The organism is Sphingobacterium ginsenosidimutans, from assembly GCF_039536865.1.
In the GTDB taxonomy this organism is placed as follows: Bacteria; Bacteroidota; Bacteroidia; order Sphingobacteriales; family Sphingobacteriaceae; genus Sphingobacterium; species Sphingobacterium detergens.
Genome location: NZ_BAAAZK010000009.1, coordinates 73720 through 93165 on the forward strand (window position 1 = coordinate 73720; position 19446 = coordinate 93165).

General features: G+C 39.2%; 18 protein-coding genes. 10 read left to right on the top strand and 8 right to left on the bottom strand.

Going from position 1 to position 19446, the window contains the following annotated elements:
• Positions 1–148 precede the first annotated feature (148 nt).
• A complete protein-coding gene (locus tag ABFX33_RS23705; protein WP_120262242.1) occupies positions 149–409 on the top strand; it encodes a hypothetical protein in 261 nt (86 codons plus the stop codon).
• Here ABFX33_RS23705 and ABFX33_RS23710 read toward each other — a convergent pair.
• The 6 genes from ABFX33_RS23710 to rplM form a co-directional block, all read right to left on the bottom strand.
• Positions 406–1230 (bottom strand): helix-turn-helix domain-containing protein, encoded by an 825-nt coding sequence (locus tag ABFX33_RS23710; protein ID WP_257087437.1) that lies wholly within the window; start codon positions 1228–1230, stop codon positions 406–408. The two genes, ABFX33_RS23705 and ABFX33_RS23710, sit on opposite strands and share 4 nt — an antisense overlap.
• 124 nt (positions 1231–1354) lie before the next feature.
• The gene (locus ABFX33_RS23715; RefSeq protein WP_346088967.1) at positions 1355–2218 is read right to left on the bottom strand and encodes an SDR family oxidoreductase; all 864 of its coding nucleotides are present in this window, start codon (positions 2216–2218) and stop codon (positions 1355–1357) included.
• 344 nt (positions 2219–2562) lie between these two features.
• On the bottom strand, positions 2563–3399 hold the full coding sequence (gene tsf, locus ABFX33_RS23720) for a translation elongation factor Ts (RefSeq protein ID WP_120262244.1): 837 nt from the start codon (positions 3397–3399) through the stop codon (positions 2563–2565).
• Positions 3400–3596: 197 nt separating this feature from the next.
• Positions 3597–4394, bottom strand: coding sequence for a 30S ribosomal protein S2 (rpsB, locus tag ABFX33_RS23725; protein ID WP_104385702.1), 798 nt, complete (start codon positions 4392–4394; stop codon positions 3597–3599).
• Positions 4395–4412: 18 nt separating this feature from the next.
• A complete protein-coding gene (rpsI, locus tag ABFX33_RS23730) occupies positions 4413–4799 on the bottom strand; it encodes a 30S ribosomal protein S9 (protein ID WP_077437656.1) in 387 nt (128 codons plus the stop codon).
• A gap of 11 nt (positions 4800–4810) precedes the next feature.
• Complete coding sequence (gene rplM / locus ABFX33_RS23735) at positions 4811–5254, bottom strand: 50S ribosomal protein L13 (protein ID WP_120262245.1); 444 nt, start codon at positions 5252–5254, stop codon at positions 4811–4813.
• A gap of 235 nt (positions 5255–5489) precedes the next feature.
• Between rplM and ABFX33_RS23740 the strand changes: the two genes are divergently transcribed.
• The 5 genes from ABFX33_RS23740 (at position 5490) to ABFX33_RS23760 (ending at position 11367) form a co-directional block, all read left to right on the top strand.
• Positions 5490–7211 carry a tetratricopeptide repeat protein gene (locus ABFX33_RS23740; RefSeq protein ID WP_346088683.1) on the top strand — a complete coding sequence of 574 codons (1722 nt, stop codon included), beginning with the start codon at positions 5490–5492 and terminating at the stop codon, positions 7209–7211.
• Positions 7201–8004 (top strand): lipoprotein insertase outer membrane protein LolB1, encoded by an 804-nt coding sequence (lolB1, locus tag ABFX33_RS23745; protein WP_346088684.1) that lies wholly within the window; start codon positions 7201–7203, stop codon positions 8002–8004. The genes ABFX33_RS23740 and lolB1 overlap by 11 nt, the downstream gene beginning before the upstream one ends.
• A 108-nt stretch (positions 8005–8112) precedes the next feature.
• A complete protein-coding gene (locus ABFX33_RS23750; protein ID WP_346088686.1) occupies positions 8113–9426 on the top strand; it encodes a murein hydrolase activator EnvC family protein in 1314 nt (437 codons plus the stop codon).
• Positions 9427–9519: 93 nt separating this feature from the next.
• On the top strand, positions 9520–9717 hold the full coding sequence (tatA, locus tag ABFX33_RS23755) for a twin-arginine translocase TatA/TatE family subunit (RefSeq protein WP_208642640.1): 198 nt from the start codon (positions 9520–9522) through the stop codon (positions 9715–9717).
• Positions 9718–9900: 183 nt separating this feature from the next.
• Positions 9901–11367 carry a LysM peptidoglycan-binding domain-containing protein gene (locus ABFX33_RS23760; protein WP_346088687.1) on the top strand — a complete coding sequence of 489 codons (1467 nt, stop codon included), beginning with the start codon at positions 9901–9903 and terminating at the stop codon, positions 11365–11367.
• An 8-nt stretch (positions 11368–11375) separates the two neighbouring features.
• Here the strand turns inward: ABFX33_RS23760 and ABFX33_RS23765 are convergent, their stop codons facing one another.
• Positions 11376–11888 (bottom strand): phosphoribosyltransferase family protein, encoded by a 513-nt coding sequence (locus ABFX33_RS23765; protein WP_120262251.1) that lies wholly within the window; start codon positions 11886–11888, stop codon positions 11376–11378.
• 105 nt (positions 11889–11993) lie between these two features.
• Complete coding sequence (locus ABFX33_RS23770) at positions 11994–12575, bottom strand: C40 family peptidase (RefSeq protein WP_120262252.1); 582 nt, start codon at positions 12573–12575, stop codon at positions 11994–11996.
• A 529-nt stretch (positions 12576–13104) separates the two neighbouring features.
• Between ABFX33_RS23770 and thrA the strand changes: the two genes are divergently transcribed.
• The 4 genes from thrA to ABFX33_RS23790 all read left to right on the top strand — a co-directional run bounded on the left by thrA (position 13105) and on the right by ABFX33_RS23790 (position 19430).
• Positions 13105–15552 carry a bifunctional aspartate kinase/homoserine dehydrogenase I gene (gene thrA / locus ABFX33_RS23775; RefSeq protein WP_346088688.1) on the top strand — a complete coding sequence of 816 codons (2448 nt, stop codon included), beginning with the start codon at positions 13105–13107 and terminating at the stop codon, positions 15550–15552.
• Positions 15553–15640: 88 nt separating this feature from the next.
• On the top strand, positions 15641–16579 hold the full coding sequence (locus tag ABFX33_RS23780) for a homoserine kinase (RefSeq protein ID WP_120262276.1): 939 nt from the start codon (positions 15641–15643) through the stop codon (positions 16577–16579).
• A gap of 127 nt (positions 16580–16706) precedes the next feature.
• A complete protein-coding gene (gene thrC / locus ABFX33_RS23785; RefSeq protein WP_346088689.1) occupies positions 16707–18014 on the top strand; it encodes a threonine synthase in 1308 nt (435 codons plus the stop codon).
• A 228-nt stretch (positions 18015–18242) separates the two neighbouring features.
• Positions 18243–19430, top strand: a complete 1188-nt coding sequence (locus ABFX33_RS23790; RefSeq protein ID WP_223581092.1) for a class I SAM-dependent rRNA methyltransferase — start codon at positions 18243–18245, stop codon at positions 19428–19430.
• The last annotated feature ends 16 nt before the right edge of the window (positions 19431–19446 follow it).

Below are 19446 nucleotides of genomic sequence, written 5' to 3' on the forward strand. Positions count from 1 at the left end.
TATCAGAAGACTCCGGATGTAGTATATTTTTTTTAGCAATTGATAAATTCGCTAAAATAGTGATCATAAAGGCATAAAATTCTATCTGATAATGCAAACAAATTGAAAACATCATTGTTACTAATAGTAACAGTAAATCTTGGCCATTATGATTTTCAAGCGTTTAAATTATCAGACATTACAGAGTTTGCGCCTACAGGGGTATAATATCTTATTGACCATCGGGCGTTCAGAAGATGAGAACCCAATTTATTTCCCTATGAAATTGGAATCATTCAATTCGACACAGACAAATACCAGTAGCGGACAAGAACGTACACTCCAGGGTCAGAAGATATTGATTCTCGACGAAGCGATCCAACGTTCGCTAAATAATGACCTCAATGGTGTCATTCAACTTGACAACTAGCTGACTGTTTTTCTAGATTTTTTATAAGCACTTGGGGTTATATTTCTCTTTTTCTTATAAAAGTTGGTCAGGTGACTTTCATCGTTAAAACCTAGTTCATCCACAATCTGTTTCATGCTGTATTGGCTCGATGCCAACCTTTCTTCGATAAGTTGGGTACGAATATCGTCTATATACAGTTTATAACTTTTCTGGTATTTTTTCTTAAAAAAGGCGCCGAAGTAATTGGCCGAAATCTGAAAATGATCAGCTATATTTTTTATTTGTAGCTTGTCTGGGAAATAGATGTTTTGTTGGATATAAGCTTCTATTTCTTGAGACATGTCACGGGACTCATTGATCGGAAGATCCAGATCTTTTAATATATTTTCAATTAATGCAAAGAGTGACATCACTTGATGAAAGACAAAGGTAGAGGTCGCTGCATTTTCAGATTCTCCCTGTTGATAGATTAAGGAGATTACTTTTTCTATTAATTTTCTATTCTCCTTTTTAAGGGACAGGCTTTTATTGCGTAGTGTTTCTGAATTGAAAATATCCTGAGGATTGTAAGATAAGCAAAAATTTTGTTGTATATGATGCAGATCTTTAAAGTAATGGCTTGAAAAATATAAAATAAATACACTTGAATCTTTCTTACTTTCAAGTATTTCTGAAGCGGTATTCAGGAAGAGCAGATTTTCTTTGAGAAATTTTGCACCATTGTTTTTTGATACCAACGTGCCTTCCGAAATATAAGCCAATGCAAAATCAAAACCTAGTTCGCTTAGATCAATCTTTTGCTTATGTTTGATTTTTTCGGGGAGAAAGGATAAATTCATTGTGTACTTGTAAATTTTGTTTTATCGAATGATAATCGATATGACAGCCAAATATCGTTATTTTGATTATATCTTTTGACTTCTTAAAGAAAACAATGTGCTGTTGTAGGTTCCAGAAATAGGACTAAGTACTTTTTGCACTTCGCGTCATTTTTTCGATATTATCCCATTGTTCTTCAGGAATAATATCCAGACCATTAAATTCTCCTGCGCCTTTTAACCATTCTCCACCATCTATTGTTATGACATCGCCATTAATGTAGCTGGAATAATCCGATACAAGATACGCCGCAAGATCAGCCAGCTCGTCTAATTGACCCAAACGTCCTAAGGGAATCCGTTTCGTAGGAGATAGTAGTTCTCCTAATTCACCTGGTAGTAGGCGTTCCATGGCACCTGAGGTCTGAAACGGACCGGGGGCAATTGCATTTAAACGTATTCCTTTTTTTCCCCATTCAACAGCAAGGGATCTTGTCATAGCCAATACACCAGCCTTGGCTGTCGCGGAAGGAACAACATAACCAGATCCTGTCCATGCGTAAGTCGTTACAATGCTAAGCACCGTTTTATTTTGGTCCTTATTTTCAATCCAACGTTTGCCCAATGCTAATGTGTAATTTATACTACCCTGAAGTACAATTCCGATGACAGACTCAAAAGCACGATGACTAAGCCGCTCGGTAGGGGATATAAAATTTCCTGCAGCATTGTTGATTAGGATGTCGATCCCCCCCAATTGTTCGTAGCCATAAGCTACTACACGCTCGACATCTTCATAATTACGTACATCTCCAGCTATGGCCAGGCATGTGCCTTGGTGTTTTTGGGATAGTTCTTTTGCTGTATGTTGAATCACATCATCCTTTCGGCTGCTGATCAAGCACGAAGCACCCAGCTCTAGGAAATAATCAGTCATCGCTTTTCCTAGCCCAGTACCACCACCTGTAATTAGAATGCGTTTGCCTTTTAGTGCACCTTCTTTTAACATGCCCATATCTTGTTTCGTTTTTATGTATGATTAAGTTACATAAATTTGAATGAAAATAAAAGTGATGGATGAAAGACAGGGGAGGTGATTGTGGTAAATGATAGGAGAGGGCTAATAGGATGATAAGGGAACCTGAGGGTCGTAACAAATGCTAGGCAAACATAAGGAAGATGAAGATAAATTATTGGGAAAGCGGGAATGATGGGGAACGGAGAGATAGTAACAAATAATAGGAGAATGGGACTGTACGAGGTTGACCGCCTATAAAAATAAAAACAGGGACTATTTTGTCAATAGTCCCTGTTTTTATTTTTTTTCGATCTATTGCTAGAAAGGAAATATGCTTATGCGCCTAATTGTACGCGTTTGAAAGCAGTTACTGTCAATCCTTTAGAAACTGAATCTAAGAATTGAGCGATATTTTTAGAAGAATCTTTTACAAATTCTTGGTTCAACAACGTAGTGTCTTTGAAGAATTTGTTCAATTTACCTTGAGCGATTTTCTCAGCCATCTCTGCTGGTTTACCTTCTGCAATGATTTGCTCTTTTGCGATAGCGATTTCACGCTCAATTGTGTTTTGATCAACACCGTCTTTATCGATTGCGATAGGGTTCATCGCTGCGATTTGCATAGCAACATCTTTACCAGCTTCTTCAGCACCAGCTGCGTCAGCAGAAAGACCTACTAATACACCTAAACGGTAGTTACCGTGGATATAAGCGATTACTTTCTCTGCAGTGATAGTTTCGTATTTAGAAACGTCAATTTTCTCACCGATTACACCAGTTTGCTCGATCAAAGCATCAGCGATTTTCTTGCCATCAATTTCCAAACCTTTCAATTCTTCCAAAGAAGCAGGTTTGTTGTTCAACGCTAGGTCTGCGATTTTTTCTGCGAAAGCTACGAAATCTGAGTTTTTAGCTACGAAGTCAGTTTCACAGTTTACTTCAACTACGATACCTGATTTACCATCTGCAGTTGCTTTAGCGATGATAACACCTTCGTTAGAGTCGCGATCTTGACGGCTAGCAGCTACTTTAGCGCCTTTTTTGCGCAAGTAATCTACAGCAGCTTCAAAGTCACCATTAGACTCAACCAAAGCTTTTTTACAATCCATCATACCAGCGCCAGTTTGTTGACGCAATTTGTTTACATCTGATGCAGAAATTTGTACTGACATGTTTATTTCTTTTTATTATTGTTTACTACTGAAAATTTTGTACAATATTAACTTAAAACATGTTAAGCTAATATGAAGTTTAACATTCCTTGATAATCGGGAGCTGTTAAACCAAAAAACCGGACAGATAGGCTAGTTCAAGAAAAGTAATCTTTTCCAGAAACTAACGCTACGCTATCCGGTTTGGAATAAAAATATTATTCTCCGTCTTTCGCTTTGCGAGGACGTTTAGCTTCTGAAGCTTCACTATTGTCAACTTTTGCTTTTGCAGCAGCAGCATCTTTTTCAGCTTCTTCTTCTTTGTCGCGTTTGCGCTCGTCCAAACCTTCTTGGATTGCTTGACCAATGATGCTTGCGATTAAGCTAATAGATTTACTAGCGTCATCATTTGCAGGGATTGGGAAATCAATGTTTGAAGGGTCAGAGTTTGTATCTACCATCGCGAAAGTAGGGATGTTCAATTTCATTGCTTCAGAAACAGCGATGTGTTCTTTTTTCACATCGATGATGAATAAAGCAGCTGGCAAACGATTCAAATCAGCGATACCTCCTAAAAGGTTTTCTAATTTGATACGCTCACGTTGAATCATCAACTTTTCTTTCTTAGACAATACATCATAAGTACCGTCTTTTTGCATTTTGTCGATGTTAGACATTTTTTTGATAGACTTACGAACTGTAGCGAAGTTTGTAAGCATACCACCTAACCAACGCTCAGTCACAAAAGGCATGTTAACCTCTTTAGCTTGTTGTGCGATGATTTCTTTTGCTTGTTTTTTCGTTGCAACGAATAAAACTTTGCGACCTGATTTTACGATTTGTTTGATAGCTGAAGCAGCTTCTTCTAATTTCGTAAGAGTTTTGTTCAAGTCAATGATGTGGATACCGTTGCGCTCCATGAAAATGTACTTAGCCATTTTCGGATCCCATTTACGTGTAAGGTGACCAAAGTGCACACCTGCATCCAATAAATCTTGATAAGTAGTTCTTGCCATTTTTTGATCCTCCTTTGATTAACGTTTACTGAATTGGAATCTTCTACGAGCTTTACGACGTCCTGGTTTCTTACGTTCAACCATACGGTCATCACGTGTTACTAAACCTTTAGCGCGTAATGCAGGTTTAACTTCTGGGTTAAGCTCAACCAAAGCTTTTGCGATCGCTAGGCGAACAGCTTCTGCTTGACCTTTAACACCACCTCCGTTAACGTTTACTTTTACATCAAAGTTTGCTAATTCACCCGCTACGCTCAATGATTGAGTAGCGATGTATTGCAAAGGTAATGTCGGGAAATACTCTTTGTAGTCTTTACCGTTTATGATAATGTTTCCGCTACCAGCAGTTAAGTAAATGCGGGCAACAGCAGTTTTTCTTCTTCCTGAAGTGTTAGTTGTTGACATGTCGATGTTCCTTAAAATTTAACTGGTTTTGGACTTTGTGCTTCATGTTTGTGCTCAGTACCAGCATAAACGTAAAGGTTTTTAAACAATTGACGACCTAAACGGTTTTTAGGAAGCATACCGCGAACAGCTTTCTCAATGATGCGCTCAGGGAATTTTGCCATTAACTCTTTAGGAGAAACGAAACGTTGACCACCTGGGTATCCAGTGTAGCGTACGTAAACTTTGTCGCCTAATTTGTTTCCTGTCAATCTAATTTTGTCTGCATTGATAACAATAACGTTATCTCCACAGTCTACGTGTGGGGTGAATGTAGGCTTGTGCTTACCACGAATTACTTTCGCGATGTTGCTCGCCAAACGCCCCAAAATCTCTCCTTCAGCGTCAACAACGATCCACTCTTTGTTAACGGTGTTCTTGTTGGCAGAGACAGTTTTGTAACTTAACGTATTCACTTGCTTTTGTTTAAATAATTTGTAAATTTTTATTTATCTTCCCCTTATCACAAGGGTCTGCAAAGGTACATCTATTATTCTATATTTTAAAATCTATTTCACTTATTTTATTGAAAACGAGCTAAGTTTCTAACTGGATGGGCCAATCTCAATATTTTTACAACTTCCTCGAAGGAATATTGTTACATTAGTTAGTATATTGCAGGAAGAATTTTTAATTATTTAGTGGAAGTAGATGAGATTGAATTTTTTAGATAAACGAGTTGTTTTGGGTTTTGTCGGATTTCTTTTTGGTACAGTCGGCCTAGTGCAGGCCCAGTCATTGGAGAAGAAGAGCAAACCCTACGATGCGCGGCTCAAAAATGTACAGGAAATATTAAAGCAAGGGAAAATCGGCCCTGGTGTAGATTCTTTAGATGCCATATTAGCGGATTACCCAAAAGCAGATGAAATCTATTTCACAAAGGCTATCCTTTTTGCCCAAATGCGAAATCAAGATGCTGCGATAGATGCCATAAAGGCAGCCCTAGGAATTCAACAGAAACCTGAGTATCTAAGCTTCGCAGTCGATGCCTTTAAAAGCAAAAATGATGCGGATAGCGCGCTGATCTATCTGGATAAATTGATCAACATAGATGAAAATAACACAGCTTCATTGAAGCGTGAACGTATCATGCTCCTTTTTAATGGCGGATATAAAGACGTAGCGCTCGAATATTTTCTTAAAACAAAAGAAATCGAAACCCCTTCCGATACGCTTGATATGGTGGGGAGTGTACTGTTGAATGATGCTGGAGACTACAATGCTGTAATCGGTCTCCTGAAACCTTGGGCTGATAAAGGTACCAAATTAGCTCAGGTATACGGACAATTGGCTCAGGCTTATAATCTTTCTAAAAACTCAAAACTTGCATTGGAATATATCAATAAGGGTATTCAAACTTCGCAGGAGGACTTCCTTTATTTTGATTTGGCCGACCTGTACCGGTTAGATAAGAAAAACAAATTATCATTTGATGCATTAAGAAAAGGATTTCAATCCAAAAAGATTGATTTCGGAGACAAAAATAGAATTATCATGACCTTGATGGGACCTAAGAGTCCCTATTCCAATGCGCAGCTTTTGGAATTAGCCAATATTTTAGTAGAGGTGCACCCGCGGATTGCAGAGAGCCATATGGCCAAAGGGCAGGTGTTGTGGCTGAACGAAGATAAAACAGCTGCACAAAGCTCGTTGGCAGTGGCTGTAAGTATGAATCCTTATCAGATCGATGCGTGGCGGATGTTGATGAGTCTGGATATGGATAAAGGAGAATTTGATCAAGCTATAGCCCATGGGGGGGAAGCCCTACATTATGTGGCCAATAATTCTACCATACTCTATTTCACAAGTATGGCCTACCTGATGAAAAAGGATACAGAGAATAGCCGTAAGTTTATGGAGGCGGCATTGAATAATGCGCAGGATGAAACTCCTTTTTTACAAGCGAATATCTATGGGGGACTGGGTGATATCTACAATACATTAAAGATGTATAAAGAATCGGATGCTGCCTATATGGAGGCGATTCGATTGGACAGCACAAATGTGACTGCCATGAACAATTTAGCGTACTATTTATCGTTAAGAAAAGAGCGACTGGACGAAGCGACAAAATATGCAGCAATGGCTACTAAATTGCAACCCAACAACGGAACATTTGAAGATACCTATGCTTGGGTTTTATTTGCTGACGGTAAATATGAGGATGCACTGGTTTGGATTCAAAAAGCCATGAAAAATACAAATCCACCAACAGCAGTTTTACTTGAGCATTATGGTGATATTTTGGTCAAATTGGGTAAGACCGGCGAAGCGCTCAAACAATGGAATCTAGCACTGGAAAAAGGTCTGGATTCTGATGAAAGTAAACAAAAAGTAAAAAGGAAGATTGAGACAAAAAGCTATGTGGAATAAAATTGTTTGGGTAGGTATTCTGGTGACTTTGCTTTCTTCTTGTAGCTCCAAAAAGAAACTGTTGAAAGGAGCAGATCTCAAATCAGAGAATGAACTGGTTATTAAAGACAATACACGTGAAGCAAAGAAAGCGACACTGCGTAATCTTTTTTTGACCAATTTAAGCTATTCGACGTTTTCCGGAAAGGCAAAAATGCGTCTCGATCTGGGTAAGGATAAGTTTGATGTTACCTCCAATATCCGGATCGAAAAGGATAAAAGGATCTGGATTTCGATTTCAGCAACCCTTGGAATTGAAGTTGCCCGGGTTTTAATTACGCCGGATAGTGTGCAGATTCTGAATAAGTTTCAGAATGAGTATATGGTCAAACCATTCGACTATCTCTATCGTTTCGCAAGCCCTGATCTTACTTTTTCTAACCTACAGGATTTACTTTTGGCGAATATATCCGTTAATCTACTGTCAGATATCGATGCGGTGAATTTTAAACAAGATCCAAATTCTGTGCAGTTGGATGGAAAACTGAATGAACTTGATTTCTTATATAAACTGAACAACAATAATCGCCCCTACCAGTTCAGGCTGTCACAGTTGTCCAAAAAACAACTGTTGGAAGCAAATTATGGGGAATATGCAATGGCTTCCGGTCAGGAATTTCCGATGCTGCTAAAAATGATTATTTCAGATGGACGTCAGGAGATAAAAACAGAGATTAATTTTAACAAAGTGACATTTAATGAACCTGTTGAAATGCCTTTTTCAGTGTCATCGCGATATAAAGTAATCCGATAAGAAGTTATCTATTTCCATTAGATTTATTACTTTCGCATTTAGTTTGCTATTGTAAATGAAAAAAATGGGGTTAGGAAAGGAGCAAACACTAAATAAATAGTACTGTAAATGAACTTTAAAAAGACGATATTTGGTATAGTAGCATTCATTTTGATGATTGGTATTTCTGCTGCTCAGACGAGAGCCGAGCTGGAAAAGCAACGGGAGAAACTTACTCGCGAAATTGCTGAATTGCAGAATACTGTGAAAGAAATAGCCAAGGAAAAATCGTTGACACAGCAACAGGTGACAGCCTTGAGTAAGCAGATCAATTTACGTGAACAAAAGATAAATACAATCACTTCTGAGGTAGCAGTCATCAATAAACATATTAATGCGAATACAGCAGCAGTAAATAAATTGAAGGCCGAACTGGAAAAAATGAAACGTGATTATGAAAAGATGGTCATGTTTGCTTTTCGTAATCGTAACGCCTACAATAAACTGATGTTTATTTTTGCTTCGAAGGATTTTAATCAAGGATTTAGACGCGTAAAATATTTACAGCAATTTAATGATTCAAGAAAATTAAAGGCTGCAGATATCGAGAATACGAAGAAACAGATCGAACAAAAAATTGCACAATTGCAAGCCGACCGAAATAAGCAGGTTGCATTGATGAAAGAGCAGGAAACGGAAAAGAGAACGATCTCTCAACAACGCTCTGTTTACTCTGGGCAATTGAGTGACCTCATTGTTACAGAACGTGGTGTGAAGAAAGATATCACGCAAAAACAAAAAGAAGAACGTCGGATCAATGCTGCTATCAAAGAAATCATTAGAAGAGAGATTGAAGCTGAAAGAAGACGTGCAGAAGCTGCTCGTCGTGCTGCCGAAGCAGCCGCAGAACGTAATCGGAAAGCAAATGAATCTGCAAATGCTTCGAAAGGTAAAAACAGTACGAGTACAAAAAGTAGTAATACCGCACGGAAAACAGATTCTGAGGTCTTACGCAGCACACCGGAAGCGATCAAGCTTTCAAATGATTTTAGATCTAATCGAGGTAGCTTGCCTTGGCCGGTTTCGAATGCGAAAGTTATGCAAGGTTTTGGTGGTGAAAGCGTAGGTAGAAATGTGAACTGGGATCATGAGTCGGTGAAAATACAAACGTCCAGCGGGGCTGCAGTTAAAGCGGTTTTTGCAGGCGAGGTAAGTAGTGTGCTGACGATGTATGGACAACGCATTGTGATGATTAAACACGGTGAGTACTTTACAGTATATAATAACTTAGGTAGTGTCAGTGTTTCTAAGGGACAGAAGGTAAGTACAGGTCAAACAATCGGTACGGCAGATGTGGATTCAGATACAGGTGTACCAATGGTCGACTTCTCTGTTTATCAGGGATCAACACCATTGAATCCGATGTCGTGGTTGGCGAGATAAGAAATAATTACTATATTTAATAATTATCACTACATTTGTAAAGAGGGAGAATAGATTTAGTTTAAAAGAATTGAAAAACAAGAAATTATAGATATGTCAACATCATTTTTAATCATGGGTTTGGGAGCGAATGAGATTATCCTCATTGTAATAGCATTGTTACTGTTATTCGGAGGTAAGAAGATTCCTGAGTTGATGCGCGGATTGGGTAAGGGGGTGAAAGAATTCAAAGAAGGTCAAAAAGAAGATTCTTCGGCTGAAAAGAAATCTGAAGTAGAAGATAACAAGTAAGGGTAATTTTATCCCATATAGCATAAATACGATTTTGTTACTCACAAAATCGTATTTTGTTTTATCCTGGACCTATAGCTGAATAGGCCAGAACCATTTTTATACTAAAATCCGTTTCTAAGCGTTTAGATTATTGTTGATTTTTTAAGAAGAAAAATCAGACCTGGATTTAACAGTAAATTTATGATCGGAAAACAGACGTTAATTTCAATACTAGGAGGGCTGTGCTATGTGCTGCCTATCATGGCTCAAGAAAGCGCTGTAGAAGGCATGAGAGAAGCCACACATCAGGTTATCCAAGGAAGGATTGATAGGGAAAAACAGGAGATTTATCAATACCTGGACAGTGTCAAATCTTCGGGAAATAGTCGACAGGATGATTCCACCATTACCGAAGAAGAAATACAGCTCGTTCGCAAACTCAAAGCAATCGAACGAGAAGTACCCTTAAATTACTCTCCACAGGTGAAAAACCTGATCTCCAAATACACCTCCAACAATTACAATCCTTATATGTGTAGAATGATGGGACTTGGACAGTATTACTTTCCAATGTTTGATCGCATCATGGATGAGGTTGGTGTGCCTAGAGATCTGAAATATCTGAGTGTGGTTGAATCGTCTTTGAATCCACGAGATATTTCAAGTGCTGGCGCTACTGGATTATGGCAGTTGATGTATTATGAGGCAAAGACTTATAACCTGACCGTAGATAGTTATACTGACCAGCGTATGGATCCCATCGCTTCCAGTTACGCGATCGCGAAAATCTTGAAAGAAGCTTATGACGAATATGGTGACTGGCTTTTGGCAATCGCATCATACAATGGTGGAAAAGGTGCTGTTGGACGAGCGATTCAACGTTCGGGTAAAGACAAGCCTACTTTTTGGGACATCGCTCCCTATCTGACACAACAAACACAAAACTATATTCCCAAATTCATTGCTATGACTTATGCGATGAAGTATGCCGAGGAAAACAATATAAATGCAGCTGATACAGAGCTCTCTCTGAGAACCCAAGCATTAGACATCAACAAAAGGATCTCGTTAAATCAGATAGCAGCAGCTTTAGATGTATCCAAAGAAACCCTCCGCGCACTAAATCCTAGCTTTAAGAAGAATATTTTAAACGGTACCGAAGAAGCACCATTAAGATTAGTTTTGCCTGTATTGGATAAGAAAATAGCTACAGAGGAGCTATATGCTGCCCTCAATACACCTATACCCACTTCAGTGATGGCTAGTTCGGGCACTAACGAACCTACGGAACTTTTAAAAGATGGAAAATATAAGGTGAAAGTCGGGGAAACATTTGCTTCAGTAGCTGAAAAATTTGAGGTTACTGTTCAGGATATAAAGTCCTGGAACAACCTACGCGGAAATAAAATCGTACCGGGGCAAAATTTATTGATCAAGAAGGAAGATAATTTTGTTAATGCTAAATTAGCGCATAATGCTGAAAAATCGGTTAAGAAGAGTCAACAACGAGCTGCTAGCCGTACAGCATATTATGTGGTTAAAAAGGGTGATACCTTATCCCAAATTGCTGACAAAAACGGTGTATCTGTTAGCCGGCTAAAAAGCGATAATGATCTGAATGGAAGCCGGATTAAACCGGGAATGAAATTGAAAGTGTCAAAGAAATAGCAACATGGTTATACTAACCATGCTGCATCTTCTTCGTTATCAAATTCCTCTAGGGTAACAGTGACATGTTCTTTTAGGATGGTAGACAATTTGGTGCCATAGTAGTCACTAAAGATTGGGAACTTGTGATGGCTCCGATCGATCAAGACCGCTGTTCTCATCTTCCTTAATGGAACATTGAGAAACACACCCAAACCATAGGCCAGTGCTCTACCACTATTTAATACATCATCAACCAAGATGATTGTTTTGTCTTTTGCAATATCAACAGGTAAGTCTGTACCAGCACTCAAAGAGCGGCTTGTTTTCTTCATGGTAACTTTAATCAAAAGAATTTCCTTGTCTGAGATATCCTTTAATATCGCCTGCAGGCGTTGCGCAAATACATAACCCCGATCGGCAATCCCAACCAAAACAAGTGTTTCGTCTTCAAAATTGTCTTCTAAAATCTGATAGGCAATACGGATAGACTTCTGTTTTATTTGTTCTTTATTTAAGATGAGCGTTTTCTTTGAAGACATAATAGTATTTCAATGATTATAGGGTAAAAATAGGATATTAAATTGTATAAAAAAAGCCCAAAGCCGTTTAAAGCTTTGGACTTTTTTATGTCGATAACTGAACCTCTAGTTCAGTTTATTATCTTTTTCTGCTTTCAATATTTCGGCAGTAAGCGATTTATTGTCTTCTGGTAAACGTCCACCGTTATAATAGTAGCGTCTCCAGTATGGTTCGTCCAAATTGCTGATCATAACACCCTTGCTGGAAGAAGCATGAGCAAATTTATTGTCACCAATATAAACACCCACATGCGTAATGCTTCTACTTCTGATTTTAAAGAATACCAAATCCCCTGCTTTCAACTCATTCTTCTCTACAGTCTTTACTTGCGAATACTGGTTACGACTATTGTAACCCAATGACGTGTTAAATACTTTGTCATATAATTCGTAAGAAAATTTAGAACAATCAATGCCTCGTTTTGAATCTCCGCCCAAACGGTATGGAGTACCTAGCCATTCGTAAACAAATTGATAAAGTTTTGTGTTTGTTGTTGCTGAGACTGCAACACCCATAATTTGTGAGAAGTATTCTTTAGCAAGGTTATCAGGATCTGATTCAGGTTTGGAGTTTCTGTTGGTTTGTGCCTGCGACACTAGACATAAGCCGATAAATAGCATTGACGCTATAAATTTCTTTGTTTTCATTAAATCGCTTTTTTGTACAACATTTAACTTTTAAAATTCAATACTGTCATCTATTTTGGACAGCACTGTTGCGAATATAATACAATATCAGTTTAAGGTCAAATTTTTTTAAAGCTATTTAACGAAATTTTAACAATTTTAACATCTTTCTTAACGCTTTTTGGAGATATTGAAATTTAATCGGTCTGTCGAACTTCTACTACAAGTAGGTGGTGGTTTCAGACTCCCAAGAATAGGGGTGTTCTGCTAGAATACCATTCTTTAAGGCTTGTTTTTGTGAAACTGAAAAAAAATATTAATTTTCTTTAGGAATGTGATAATATTTGTTCTATATTTACAATACATAAGCAAAAACAATGAACACAAACACAATTATTACAACGATTATTATTACCACCGGGATAAAACTCAGGAGGAAGTAGTTTCATTGTATATAATTGTAGACACAATATTTCGAAGCGCTTTCCTCAAAAGGGAAAGCGCTTTTTTTTGTCGCATAAATCAAACTAAACAAACAGTATAGATCAGTATGAAAGTTTTAAAATTTGGAGGAACTTCAGTCGGAACAGTAGAAAGTCTCAAAGCAGTCTTAAGTATTGTCAAGAAATCCTACGATGCTAAGGAAAAGCCCCTTGTGGTATTATCCGCGATGTCGGGTGTAACAAATTTACTAACCCAATTGGCAGAAGACGCAGCTGAAGGGAAGTCCTTTTCGGATGGACTTAAATCTTTGGAAGATAAACATTTTGCAGTTGTGAAAGAACTTCTCGCAGTAAAGTTCCAAAATCCTGTTTTCACGAAACTTAAGTTATTTTTCAATGAGATCGAGGATCTTCTCCAGGGGATTTTTGCACTGAGAGAATTGAGCAATCAAAGTAAAGACTTGATTCTCAGTTATGGCGAGCGCTGTTCCAATTATATGGTTTCTAAAGTCATGGAACAATACATACCGGAGGCTTTATTTATAGATGCCTCACACTATGTAAAGACTGATTCGAATTTCGGGAATGCCCATTTAAATGAGGCATTGACCGAGCAGCTTGTGAAATCGATGTATATCACTCATGGTGACAAGCTGCTGTTTGTGACTGGCTTTATTGGGAGCAACGAGAATGGTCGCATTACCACCTTAGGACGTGGCGGATCGGACTATACAGCCGCTATCTTTGGGTCAATATTGGATGCTACGGCGATCGAAATATGGACTGACGTTAACGGAATGCTGACCGCTGATCCCCGGATCGTGAAAAAAGCCTTCTCACTCCCCGTACTTTCCTATACTGAGGCAATGGAACTATCTTATTTTGGTGCTAAGGTCATCTACCCACCCACCATGATCCCGGCATTTTTGAGAAAAATCCCAATTGTTATTCGCAATACTTTTGAACCTGATTTCTCAGGTACAGTGATCCAATTTGATAGTGGAAAAACGGCACTACCGATCAAAGGGATTTCTTCTATTTCGGATATTTCTGTGATCAATCTAAGTGGATCAGGAATGATCGGCAAGTCAGGGTTTAGCGGACGCCTTTTTACACTGTTGGCTAGGGAACAAATCAATGTTGTATTGATTACACAATCTTCTTCCGAACACAGTATCACCTTTGCGGTCAACCCATCGGATGCAAAGCGTGCGATCCAGTTGATCGAAATAGAATTCGAATTGGAAATTCAGGCGAATAAATTGGTCATCCCCGCTATCGAGGAAAATCTTTCTGTATTGGCCATTGTCGGTGAAAATATGAAACGGACTCCGGGAATGTCTGGTAGGTTATTTTCTGCACTTGGAAGGAACGGTATCAATGTCCGGGCAATAGCACAAGGCTCATCCGAATACAATATTTCGGTCATCATCGGTAAAGAAGATTTGGCCAAAGCGCTCAACGCTGTTCATGATGCTTTTTTTGCGGAACTGAAAAAAACATTGCATGTGTTTAATATCGGTACAGGTAATATCGGTGCGACGCTATTTAAACAATTAGAGGATCAGCACGATTTTCTGCTCGATAAAAATGATATTGAGATCAAAGTTGTTGGAATTTCCAATAGTCGTAAAATGTTGTTCAATACCGAAGGTGTGGAACTAAATAATTGGTCAGCTGAACTCGAGAAAAATGGTTCCGAGGCAGATCTTGCTTTGTTTATCGAGAAAATGAAAGCCCTGAACTTGCCGAACTGTGTTTTCATTGATAATACAGCGAGTAAATTGCCGGCAACATATTATGAAGATATCTTTAAGTCCAATATCTCCATCGTAACCTGTAACAAAATCGCGAATTCTGGAAAATATGCACAATATAAGACGCTTCGCGATACGGCACATAAACATGGCGTGGACTTCTTCTATGAAACCAATGTTGGGGCCGGATTGCCTATTGTAAGGGTTCTTAAAGACTTGATGTTCAGTGGTGACCGTATCTTAAAGATCGAGGCTATTCTTTCAGGTACTATATCTTACATCTTTAACAATTTCAAAGACGATGCTACGTTTTTTAATGTTGTAAAGCAAGCACAAGAATTAGGCTATACCGAACCGGATCCAAGAGATGATCTGGGGGGAATAGACTTTATGCGTAAAATGTTGATTTTAGCTAGGGACGCAGGTTATCCTGTCGAAGCGGAAGACGTAGACCTTGGACCAATTCTTCCCGCAGCTTGCCTGAAAGCTGAGACAGTAGATTCCTTCTATGCGGAATTACAAAATGAGAATGCCTATTTTGAAGATATGAAAGCGCGCGCTGCCCGCGAGAACAAAGTAATCCGTTATATCGGAAAACTGGAGCATGGAAAGGTTTCCATTGCGATCCAATTTGTAGATGAAAATCATCCTTTTTATGCGCTGTCGGGTAGTGATAATATTATTTCATTTACGACAGAACGGTATAAAGAGCGTCCTTTGGTTGTCAAAGGGCCGGGGGCTGGAGCAGAAGTGACTGCTGCGGGTGTCTTTGCAGATTTAGTTAACGTAGGTGCATAAAACTATTTTAGAGGAAATAACGACTGAAGTAATGGCCAATAATTTAAATGTAGAATATCTAAAAGGTAAAGTAATCGATTTAGACAAGATGTTACCCGAAGTTCGGGTATTTGCTCCCGCAACTGTAGCGAATATGATCTGTGGTTTTGATATACTGGGCTTTGCTGTAGAGCAGCCTGGAGATGAGGTGATCATGCGACGTAAGGAGCAACCCGGAGTGACTATCAAGCAAATTACAGGAGATGACGGTAGACTCCCGCTCGACCCGAGCAAAAATACCGTTTCGGCTTGCGTTCAGTACCTGTTGCAGGCGCTAAATATTGCTTCGAAAGTAGGTGTTGAAATTGAGTTGCACAAGCACATGCCAATCGGCTCAGGCTTGGGATCCAGTGCCGCGAGTACGGTGGCTGGGCTCTTTGCGATTAATGTTATGCTTGGCAGTCCATTGACAAAAGAAGAACTTTTACCATTTTGTGTTGAGGGTGAACGGTTGGCCTGTGGCACCGGACATGCTGATAATGTTGCACCGGCGCTTTATGGAGGTATCACGTTGATTAGAGGGAACGAACCTTTAGATGTTATTTCAATTCCTTCACCAAAGGAGTTAGTCGCAGCCGTGGTATTTCCACAAGTAGATGTCCCTACACGTGATGCCCGACAATTAATTAAAGATAAAGTCCTATTAAAAGATGCAGTAACACAATGGGGCAATATTGCCGGCTTGGTTGCGGCTTTATTTATGGAAGATTATGATCTGATTGCACGCAGTATGAAGGATATTCTGATTGAACCCACACGCGCGATTCTGATTCCACAATTTTATGAAATGAAGGAAATCGCTCTACAGCATGGTGCCTTGAGTTTCGGGATATCCGGTTCAGGCCCCTCCGTAGTCGCGATTACACGGGATGAGCAAATCGCAAAAAATATTGCAGACAGAATTCAGGCGCATCTCAAAGAAAATGAAATTGAGAGCTTTGGTTATGTGTCAAAGGTAAATGTCGAAGGACCAAGGGTGTTAAATTAGAAATTTTACTGTACCATGCGCGTAAAAACTAAGCAAGGTGCAAAGTATCTTACTGATTGCATAAAAATCGTATAATGTACTCTTTTTGATTAATCAGAATAGATGTACATCAAATAAGTATTAAAAGATGAAATTTTACAGTACAAATAATAAGACATTAGCTGTTTCTTTTAAAGACGCAGTGTTTAATTCGCTGCCAGCGGATAAAGGCTTGTATATGCCTGAGCAAATTCCGCAATTGGATCCATTGTTTATCAAAAATATACAACAATATTCTTTACAGGAAATTGCTCTGGAGGTTGCTTCAACTCTTTTGGGCAATGATATTCCTAAACCAGATCTAAAGAAGATTGTTGATGATGCGATTAATTTTGAGGCACCCGTAAAATTCCTAAACAACAGTACAGCTGTTTTAGAGCTATTTCACGGGCCTTCTTATGCCTTCAAGGATTTTGGAGCCCGGTTTATGAGCCGTATCATGGCGTATTTTTCTAAATCCGATGATAAGTTGCTGGACGTACTTGTCGCAACTTCTGGAGATACAGGAGGAGCGGTAGCCTTAGGCTTCCTAGGAGTAGAGGGAACCCGTGTTACAATATTATACCCCAAGGGCAAAGTTTCCGAGGTGCAGGAACTCCAGCTGACTACAAATGGACAAAATATACGCGCATTAGAGGTAGATGGCACGTTTGACGACTGTCAGGCACTTGTGAAGCAGGCTTTTAATGATGCCGAACTCAATCAAACTTTGCGGTTGACATCGGCCAATTCAATTAATATTGCCCGATTGATCCCACAGACCTTTTATTACTTTTATGCCTATGCGCAACTAAGATCCCAAGGGATCAATGAAGTGGTATTTACTGTGCCAAGTGGTAATTTTGGGAATATTGGGGCAGGTTTATTAGCTTATAAAATGGGACTTCCTGTCAAACATTTTGTGGCAGCGACAAATGTCAACGATACAGTGTCACGATTCCTTTCTTCGGGACAATATGCGCCTAAACCTTCCATTCAGACATTGAGTAATGCTATGGATGTTGGAGACCCAAGCAATTGGGTGCGTATTCAGGATCTTTTTGCAGGTAATCTGGCGGAGTTAAAAGCTATGCTCTCTTCTTATACCTTTACTGACGAGGAAACAAAAGCTGGGATGGACAGACTTGTTCAAGATGCAAATTATATTGCCTGTCCCCATACCGCTATCGCTTGGTTAGGTGCACAGGCTTATGCGAATGATCATCCAGGTACTTATGCTTCGGTATTCTTATCGACTGCACATCCTTGTAAATTCCCAGATGCAATAGATGCCGATGTGTTCGCAAAAATTGTATTGCCAGCCGGTGCGGAAGCGTTGCAGGGAAAAGAAAAATTAGCGGAACCTTTGGCGGTAAACTTCGAAGCGTTCAAAAGATATCTAATCAACCATAACTAAACGCGAAGGGGGCGATCTTTTTGAGCGTCCCCCTTTTTCTCTATTCGTAGTTTCTCCTATAATCTCTTTTTAAATCTTTAATTCTTGGGAGGCTTTCACTTTTTGGATAGTGTTTTTATAAACTAGCTTTTATCGATTATGGCTTAGGTATTCACTGTTTTTGTTGCTTATGCTATTTATATCGTATGTTTCATTTGGATGTCGAAATAATAAGTTAATTTTGCAGTAATGAAATCAGTTTATTTGAATAAGGGTAAGGATAAAGCTGCCTGGCAATTGCATCCTTGGGTATTTTCCGGAGCAATTAAATCATTGTCCGATAAGATTGAAGATGGCGAAATTGTAGGGGTTTACAATGCCGAGCGTGAGTTTATTGCATACGGATTGTTTCACAATAGTTCGCGGGTGGCTATCCGCTTACTGGAATGGAATCCGCAAGCTCAGATTGATGCGGATTGGTGGCGCACCCGTATTCAAAAGGCGGTGGCAGCTAGACAACATTTGCTGCAGGAAGGCATTACCAATACCGTTCGTTTGATTTTTGCCGAGGCAGACTTTCTTCCGGGATTAATCGTGGATAAGTATGCTGATTTTATTTCTATTCAGGTCCATTCTGTAGGAGTAGAAAAGGTTAAAGATATCATTATTGCAGAGTTAAATACGCTGTTAAATCCTACTGGAATCTATGAACGTAGTGATCTGAAATCTCGTGAGCATGAGGGCCTACCAGACACAAATGGTCTTTTGTCTGGCGAGGTACCACCTGAATTTGTGGACGTCATCGAAAATGGCCTTCATTATAAGGTAAATATCATCGATGGGCAAAAGTCAGGTTTCTATTGTGACCAGCGTGAGAATAGGTTATTGACAGCGCAGTATGTTGCTGATAAAAGGGTATTGGATTGTTTCTGTTATTCTGGTGGATTTACACTGAATAGCTTAAAAGCAGGTGCAAGTGAAGTTGTGTCCGTAGATAGCTCTGCGCTGGCGATTGAAACTCTTGAAAAAAATGTAGCCGAAAACGGGTTTGAGCCAAGTCGGCATAAAGCAATTTTGTCTGACGTCAATAAGCAATTGCGTAAGTTTGTAGATGAGGGTGAAAAATTCGATTTGATCGTCTTAGATCCTCCAAAGTATGCACCTTCCCGTTCAGCTTTGGAAAGAGCGTCGCGGGCTTATAAAGATTTAAATCGTCGGGGTTTAATGCTGTTGAATAGTGGTGGGTTATTGGCGACATTTTCATGCTCCGGAGCAATGGATATGGACACTTTTAAACAGGTGCTTGCCTGGGCCGCATTGGACGCTGGTAAAGAGATACAGTTTATTCGACAATTCCATCAACCCGAAGATCATCCTGTTAGGGCTTCCTTTCCAGAAGGAGAATACCTCAAAGGACTGTTGGTACGTGTATTATAAATAAATGCAGATATAT